We start from the raw sequence: 7,408 nt of genomic DNA on the forward strand, positions 1-7,408 counted from the left end.
CCTGCGGCGAGGTGGTGAGGTGCGCTCAGGGGGTGGTTGAGCGCACCTCACCGTGCGTCGCCGCCGGGCCCGGGCGCGCTTCGAGGGCGCGCAGGGTGCCGGTGGTCAGCAGGTACTGGGCCGCGATGTAGGTGAGCATGATCCACAGGTCGGGGCGGGGCGGCTGCGGCCACTCGGCGACGCCGGTGGCGATGAGGGTGTCGGAGAGCATGAAGAGGGCGCCGCCGAGCCCGGCGAGCAGTCCGAACCGGCCGCCGGCGCGGTAGGCCATGGCGGTGAGCAGCAGGCTGTACCCGGCGACCGGGACGCGCAGCTCGGCGGGCAGGTCGGGCCAGAGCGCGACGACGGTGGCGGTGAGGGCCACGCCGTACCCGGCGAGCAGGAGCGGCCGCTGGGTGCCGGGTGCCCGGAACAGCAGCAGGTAGCAGACGTGTCCGGCGGCGAAGGAGCCCATTCCGGCGAGGAAGGCCGGGTCGGCGTCGGAGAGCAGGAACACATCGCCGCCCCAGCCGAACAGCAGGGCGGCCACCAGCAGCCGGGGCGCCCCGGACAGGGCGGCGTACCCGGCGAGCAGCGGCATCAGCAGGGGTTTGGCGAGGGTGTGCCCGGGGTCGAACCCGGCCGCGAGGGAGCCGAGGTCGACGGCGGCGGCGAGGGCGAAGGCGGACAGCAGCAGGTGCTTGGGGGTCACGTGGACACGCTCTCCGGGGCGGGCCGCGGGGCGCGCTCGGGCTGCCAGCCGGGGCCGCGGAAGAGGTGCCCGGCCCGGTCGCGCCAAGTGCGCGCCGCCTTCAGGTCCTTGGCGATGGAGACGTACTCGTGGGTGGCGACCTTGACCGGGTTGTAGGTGTTGATGTTCTTGGTCAGCCCGAACACGGGGCGCTCGGTCTCGGCGACGAAGGAGCCGAAGAGGCGGTCCCAGACGATGAGGATGCCGCCGAAGTTGCGGTCCAGGTAGCCGCCCTGGGAGGCGTGGTGGACACGGTGGTGGGAGGGCGTGTTGAAGACGAACTCGAACCACCGGGGCATCTTGTCGATGCGCTCGGTGTGGATCCAGAACTGGTAGACGAGGTTCGCCGAGGAGCAGAAGGCGAGCGCGGCCGGGTGCACACCGCAGGCGACCAGGGGGACGTAGAACGGCCAGACGGTCAGAGAGGTCCAGGGCTGGCGCAGCGCGGTGGTGAGGTTGAACTTGCGGCTGGAGTGGTGGACCACGTGGCAGGCCCACAGGATGCGGATGACGTGGTGGCCGCGGTGGGACCAGTAGTAGAAGAAGTCCTGGGCGAGCAGCATCAGCAGGACCGTCCACCACAGGACGGGGACCCGCAGCGGGGTCAGTTCGTAGATCGCGGTGTAGATGGCGACGATCGGGATCTTCCACAGGAAGTCGAAGACCAGGCTGCCGACCCCCATGCTCAGGCTGGTCGCGGCGTCCTTCGTCTCGTAGCCGGCGGCATCATCGTCGGGATGGATGCGGACGCTGATGATCTCGATCACGGTGAGCAGGACGAAGGCGGGTATCGACCACAGCACGACATCGGGCAGGTTCGGCATGGGGGCACCGTAGAACCGCCGGTCGGCCACGGCTAGGGGTTGTTACTCACAAGTATTACCGGGGGTACGCGCTTACTTGTTGGCGATCTCTTCCAACTGACCCCCCGGCGGCGGAGGAATGTCCGGCTAGATCCCGGCCGCGCCCAGCAGACTGCCCACCGCGTAGGTGACGCCCATGGCGAGGGCGCCGCCCGCGACGTTGCGCAGCACCGCCCGGCCGGGGGGTGCCGCGCCCAGGCGGGCGCTGGTCCAGCCGGTGAGGACCAGGGCGGCCAGGACCGAGGCAGCGGTGACCGGGACGCGGGCGCCGGACGGGGGCAGGACGATGGCGAGCAGCGGGAGCAGGGCGCCCACGGTGAAGGCCAGGAAGCTCGCCCAGGCCGCGTGCCAGGGGTTGGCCAGCTCGTCGGGGTTGATACCGAGCTCCACGCGCGCGTGCGCCCGCAGCGCGTCCCGCTCGGTGAGCTGTTCGGCGGCCTCCTCGGCGACGTCCTCCGACAGTCCGCGCCGGCGCAGCAGGTCCGCGAGCTCCGCCAGCTCCTCCTCGGGCCGTTCGCGCAACTGCCGCCGCTCCTCGGCGAGCGCGGCCCGTTCGGAGTCGCGCTGGGTGGAGACCGAGACGTACTCCCCCGCCGCCATCGACAGCGACCCGGCCAGCAGCCCCGCCAGACCCGCCGTCAGCAGGGCCGAGCGGTCCTCGGTCGCGCCCGCGACGCCCATCACGAGCCCGGCGGTGGACACGATGCCGTCGTTCGCGCCGAGCACCGCGGCCCGCAGCCAGTTCAGCCGTACCCCGAGCGAGCCGTCGTCGGTCTCCTCGCGCGCTGATTCCGTCACACCCCGGAGAATGACATTCCGGACAGCCCCGCGCGAGAGGGGACTTGACCCGCATCCCGGACCGACACTCGAACGGACGGGCGTGGCAGGGCACCTGACGGGGTGCCGATCCGGGGGCTTGGCACGGCGGTGTCAGTCCCGGCCCGTATTCTCAGTGACCATGCTCGAAGACCGTACGACCGCAGCGTCCTCGCGCCCGGAGTGGCCGGCCGCGTATCCGAAGGGATACGCGGTCGTTGACGTGGAGACCACCGGACTGGCCCGGGACGACCGGATAATCTCGGCGGCCGTCTACCGGCTGGACGCCCGCGGCGAGGTCGAGGACCACTGGTACACGCTGGTCAATCCGGAGCGCGATCCGGGCCCGGTGTGGATCCACGGTCTGACGAGCGAGGTACTCAAGGGCGCGCCCCTCTTCCCGGACATCGCCGAGGAGTTCTCCGCACGGCTGGCCGACCGGGTGCTGGTCGCGCACAACGCCGTCTTCGACTGGCAGATGATCGCCCGCGAGTACGCGCGCGCCAAGCGCGAGGCGCCGGTGCGCCAGCGCCTGTGCACCATCGCGCTCTCCAAGGAGCTGGGCCTGCCGCTGCCCAACCACAAGCTGGAGTCCCTGGCCGCGCACTTCGGGGTGGTCCAGCAGCGGGCGCACCACGCGCTGGACGACGCGCGCGTGCTGGCGGAGGCGTTCCGGCCGAGCCTGCGCGCCGCGGCCGAGGGCGGCGTACGGCTGCCGCTGCACGAGTGCCGCCCGCTGACGGAGTGGACGGACCGCGCGGTGCCCCGGCAGTCGTCCGGGTACAACAGCTACCGGCCGACCAGTTGGCGCCCCTCCCGCAAGCGGCCCGCGTGCCCGTATCCCAACCCGGGCCGGTACGAAGCGGGCAAAAGACTCAAGCAGGGCATGCGGATCGCCTTCTCCGGCGACACCTCCGTGGAGCGCGACCTGCTGGAGGACCGGGCGATCGAGGCCGGGCTGCATGTGGCCACCAGCATCTCCCGGCTGACCAGCCTGCTGGTCACCAACGACCCGGACTCGGGCACCTCCAAGGTGGTCAAGGCCAGGCAGTACGGCACGCCGGTCGTCGACGAGGCCGCGTTCGGGCAGCTTCTCGCGGATGTGGAACCCGCGTCCGAAGGGTGACCGTACGGGTGATTGCCGGGCGACTCGCCCGTCGCCCGCTCGCCCGTGCCGTACCGACGGCCCACCCTGTGGCGCATGGCGAGATGCGAAGTTTGCGGAAATGACTACGGGATGTCCTTCGAGGTGCACGCCCAGGGCGCCGTACATGTCTTCGACTGTTTCTCCTGCGCGATCCACCGCATGGCCCCCATCTGCGAGCACTGCCGCGTCCAGATCATCGGGCAGGGCGTGGAGGTCGAGGGCCACTGGTACTGCGGCGGCCACTGCGCCCGCGCGGAGGGAAAGGTGGGAATCGTCGACAAGGTGTGACCCGGTACCCGCGTGAACGCACCCCACGACCGAGTTGTACGGTCGTGGGGTGTACCGCTTCCTGTTGTCCCGGCAGTGGGTGATCCTGACGCTGGTCGCCCTGCTGCTCATCCCCACGATGATCAGGCTGGGCATCTGGCAGATGCACCGCTACGACGAGCGCTCGGCCCGCAACCATCTGGTCGCCGACGCGCTGTCCGCGAAGCCGGTCCCCGTGCAGGAGCTCACCGCCCCCGGGCACACCGTGACCACCGAGGAGCGGTACCGCACCGTCACGGCCCAGGGCCGCTTCGACACCGACGACGAGGTCGTCGTCCGCCGCCGCACCAACTCCGACGACAAGGTCGGCTACCACGTCCTGACCCCGTTCGTCCTCAAGGACGGCCGGGTGCTGCTGGTCAACCGGGGCTGGATCCCGGCCGACGGCGTCAGCCAGACGGAGTTCCCGAAGGTCCCGGCCCCGCCGAGCGGCGAGCTCACGGTCAAGGGCCGGCTGATGCCGGACGAGACGACCGAGGCGAGCGGTATCAAGAACCTCGAAGGCCTGCCCGACCGGCAGATCATGCTGATCAACAGCGAGCTGGAGGCCGAGCGCCTGGGCGCCGAGGTGCTCGGCGGCTACATCGCGCAGACCGCGCCCGCGCCGAAGGGCGACACCCCGGAGCAGCTCGGCGAACCCGGCGACGAGAACGCCGCGCTGAACTACGCCTACGCCGTCCAGTGGTGGCTGTTCGCCCTCGGCGTCCCGGTCGGCTGGGTGATCCTGGTCCGCCGCGAGGTGCGCGACCGGCGCGAGCAGGCGGACGAGGAGTCCGCGACGGAGACGGCACCCGCGACGCCGGTCGGTATGTGAGCCGTACGGCCGGATTGCCGTCACGGCCGGATTGCCGTGCCCCCCTCCCGGGAACCCGCACCCCGTGCACCCGCGAATCGAGGACTACGCGCTCATCGGCGACGAGCAGACCGCCGCACTGATCGGCACGGACGGCTCCATCGACTGGCTGTGCCTGCCCCGCTTCGACTCCGCCGCCTGTTTCGCCCGCTTGCTCGGCGACGAGGACAACGGCCACTGGACCATCGCCCCCGTGGGCGCCGAGCGGTGCGCCCGGCGCGCCTACCGGCCCGACACCCTGGTCCTGGACACCGAGTGGGAGACCGACGAAGGGGCCGTGCGGGTCACCGATCTGATGCCGCAGCGGGACCGGGCCCCGGACGTCGTCCGGATCGTCGAGGGCCTGCGCGGCGAGGTGACCGTGCGCAGCACGCTCCGGCTGCGCTTCGACTACGGCTCCATCGTCCCGTGGATGCGCCGCTCCGACGGCCACCGGGTCGCGGTGGCGGGCCCGGACTCGGTGTGGCTGCGCAGCGAGCCGGAGGTGCGCACCTGGGGCGAGGACCACCGCACCGTCTCGGAGTTCACCGTCGCCGAGGGCGAGTCGGTGGCGTTCGTCCTGACCTGGCACCCCTCCCACGAGCCCCGCCCGCCGCTGGTCCACCCGCACCACTCGCTGCGCGCCAGCGTCGCCGACTGGCAGGCGTGGGCGGGCCGCTGCCGCTACACCGGTCCCTACCGGAACGCCGTGGTCCGCTCCCTGATCACGCTCAAGGCGCTCACCTACGCCCCCACCGGCGGCATCGTCGCCGCCGCCACGACCTCGCTGCCCGAGGAGCCGGGCGGGGTGCGCAACTGGGACTACCGCTACTGCTGGCTGCGCGACTCCACGCTCACCCTGAACGCGCTGCTGGCCGTCGGGTACCAGGAGGAGGCCATGGCGTGGCGGAACTGGCTGCTGCGCGCGGTCGCCGGTGACCCGGCCGACCTCCAGATCATGTACGGCGTGGCGGGCGAGCGGCGGCTGCCCGAGATGACCCTGCCCTGGCTGTCCGGTTTCGCCCGCAGCACCCCGGTCCGGATCGGGAACGAGGCGGTCAACCAGCTCCAGCTCGATGTGTACGGCGAGGTCATGGACTCGCTGTCGCTGGCCCGCGGTTCGAATCTGCCGTCCGATCCGAACATGTGGGCGCTGCAGGTCGCGCTGATGGACTTTTTGTGCACGGCGTGGCGGCAGCCGGACGAGGGGCTGTGGGAGGTGCGCGGCGGGCGCAAGCAGTTCGTGCACTCCAAGGTGATGGCGTGGGTGGCCGCGGACCGCGCGGTGCGCGCGGTGGAGACGTACCCGGAGCTGGAGGGCGACGTGGACGCCTGGCGCGCGATGCGCGACGAGGTGCACCGGGAGGTGTGCGAGCGGGGCTACGACCCCGAGCGGAACACCTTCACGCAGTACTACGGCTCGCGCGAACTGGACGCCTCGCTGCTGCTGATCCCGCGCGTGGGCTTCCTGCCGCCGGACGACCCGCGGGTGCTCGGCACCGTCGACGCGGTCCGCGAGGAGCTGGGCCACGGCGGCTTCCTGCGCCGCTACAGCGCCGAGAAGACGGCCGTGGACGGGCTGCCGGGCGGGGAGGGCACCTTCCTGGTGTGCTCATTCTGGCTCGCGGACGCGCTGTACATGACGGGCCGGGAGAAGGAGGCGCGGGAGCTGTTCGAACGGCTGGTGGGGCTCGCCAACGACGTGGGGCTGCTGGCGGAGGAGTACGACCCGGTGGCCGAGCAGCAGCTCGGCAACTTCCCGCAGGCGTTCAGTCACATCGGTCTGGTGAACACCGCTCTCGCCCTGTTCGGGGCGGACGATGCAGGATAGGGGCCATGGATCTTGGACTGAAGGACCGGGTGTTCGTCGTCACGGGCGCCACGCGCGGGCTGGGCAACGCCACCGCGCGTGAGCTGGTCGCCGAGGGCGCCAAAGTGATCATTTCGGGGCGGGAGGAGAAGACCGTCACCGAGGCCGCGGCGGCGCTGGGCCCGAACGCGGTCGGGGTGGCCACGGGCAACGCCGACCCGGAGACGCCCGCGCGGGTCATCGCCGCCGCGCGCGAGCACTTCGGCGGCTTCGACGGCGTACTGGTCAGCGTCGGCGGTCCGGCGCCCGGCTTCGTCGCGGACAACACCGACGAACAGTGGCAGGCGGCGTTCGAGTCGGTGTTCCTCGGCGCGGTGCGCCTCGCCCGCGCGGCGGCGGCGGAACTGGAGGCGGGCGGCGTCATCGGCTTCGTGCTCTCGGGCTCGGTCCACGAACCGATCCCGGGTCTGACCATCTCCAACGGCCTGCGCCCCGGCCTCGCCGGGTTCGCCAAGTCCCTGGCGGACGAGCTGGGTCCGCGCGGCATCCGGGTGGTCGGCCTCCTCCCGGGCCGTATCGACACCGACCGGGTGCGCGAACTCGACGCGCTGTCGGCGGACCCGGAGGCCACGAGGGCGGCGGCGGAGTCCCGCATCCCCCTGCGCCGCTACGGCACCCCGGAGGAGTTCGGCCGCGCCGGGGCCTTCCTGCTCTCCCCGGCCGCGTCCTACCTCACAGGCGTGATGCTCCCGGTGGACGGCGGGGCACGGCGCGGGTTCTGAACCCCGCCCGCCGGGCACCGACCGGTGGCGACAGCGCGGTCCGGGCCCGTGCCGTCCGGCACGGCCCACGGTACGGCTCCGACCCGCCGGCCCGCTCGCAC

At 72.1% G+C, this 7,408-nt stretch carries 8 protein-coding genes; 5 read left to right on the forward strand and 3 right to left on the reverse strand.

Annotated elements, in window-relative coordinates; all coding sequences use genetic code 11:
• Window positions 1-25: 25 nt before the first annotated feature.
• The 3 genes from GA0115233_RS33490 to GA0115233_RS33500 all read right to left on the reverse strand — a co-directional run bounded on the left by GA0115233_RS33490 (window position 26) and on the right by GA0115233_RS33500 (window position 2,391).
• Window positions 26-691: a lysoplasmalogenase gene (locus tag GA0115233_RS33490; protein WP_107406478.1), complete on the reverse strand. Its 666-nt coding sequence runs from the start codon at window positions 689-691 to the stop codon at window positions 26-28.
• Window positions 688-1,554 carry a sterol desaturase family protein gene (locus GA0115233_RS33495; RefSeq protein WP_093724107.1) on the reverse strand — a complete coding sequence of 289 codons (867 nt, stop codon included), beginning with the start codon at window positions 1,552-1,554 and terminating at the stop codon, window positions 688-690. The genes GA0115233_RS33490 and GA0115233_RS33495 overlap by 4 nt, the downstream gene beginning before the upstream one ends.
• Window positions 1,555-1,680: 126 nt before the next feature.
• A complete protein-coding gene (locus GA0115233_RS33500; protein WP_093724100.1) occupies window positions 1,681-2,391 on the reverse strand; it encodes a VIT1/CCC1 transporter family protein in 711 nt (236 codons plus the stop codon).
• Between the two features lie 160 nt (window positions 2,392-2,551).
• Here GA0115233_RS33500 and GA0115233_RS33505 point away from each other — a divergent pair, with 160 nt between their 5' ends.
• From GA0115233_RS33505 to GA0115233_RS33525, 5 genes are all read left to right on the forward strand, one after another.
• Window positions 2,552-3,535, forward strand: a complete 984-nt coding sequence (locus GA0115233_RS33505) for a DEDDh family exonuclease (RefSeq protein ID WP_093724101.1) — start codon at window positions 2,552-2,554, stop codon at window positions 3,533-3,535.
• Between the two features lie 75 nt (window positions 3,536-3,610).
• A complete protein-coding gene (locus GA0115233_RS33510; RefSeq protein WP_093724102.1) occupies window positions 3,611-3,844 on the forward strand; it encodes a hypothetical protein in 234 nt (77 codons plus the stop codon).
• 49 nt (window positions 3,845-3,893) lie between these two features.
• Window positions 3,894-4,697 carry an SURF1 family cytochrome oxidase biogenesis protein gene (locus GA0115233_RS33515; protein ID WP_093724103.1) on the forward strand — a complete coding sequence of 268 codons (804 nt, stop codon included), beginning with the start codon at window positions 3,894-3,896 and terminating at the stop codon, window positions 4,695-4,697.
• A gap of 64 nt (window positions 4,698-4,761) precedes the next feature.
• Complete coding sequence (locus tag GA0115233_RS33520; RefSeq protein WP_093724104.1) at window positions 4,762-6,546, forward strand: glycoside hydrolase family 15 protein; 1,785 nt, start codon at window positions 4,762-4,764, stop codon at window positions 6,544-6,546.
• 5 nt (window positions 6,547-6,551) lie between these two features.
• Entirely contained in the window at window positions 6,552-7,307 is a 756-nt protein-coding gene (locus tag GA0115233_RS33525) for an SDR family oxidoreductase (RefSeq protein ID WP_093724105.1), read from the forward strand.
• The last annotated feature ends 101 nt before the right edge of the window (window positions 7,308-7,408 follow it).

Source organism: Streptomyces sp. DI166 (assembly GCF_900091315.1).
Classification (GTDB): Bacteria; Actinomycetota; Actinomycetes; order Streptomycetales; family Streptomycetaceae; genus Streptomyces; species Streptomyces fuscus.

Bases quoted from the DNA above. Each gene is read 5' to 3' on its own strand.
- GA0115233_RS33495 (WP_093724107.1), bottom strand. From the start codon at position 1,554: ATGCCGAACCTGCCCGATGTCGTGCTGTGGTCGATACCCGCCTTCGTC.
- GA0115233_RS33505 (WP_093724101.1), top strand. From the start codon at position 2,552: ATGCTCGAAGACCGTACGACCGCAGCGTCCTCGCGCCCGGAGTGGCCG.
- GA0115233_RS33510 (WP_093724102.1), top strand. From the start codon at position 3,611: ATGGCGAGATGCGAAGTTTGCGGAAATGACTACGGGATGTCCTTCGAG.
- GA0115233_RS33525 (WP_093724105.1), top strand. From the start codon at position 6,552: ATGGATCTTGGACTGAAGGACCGGGTGTTCGTCGTCACGGGCGCCACG.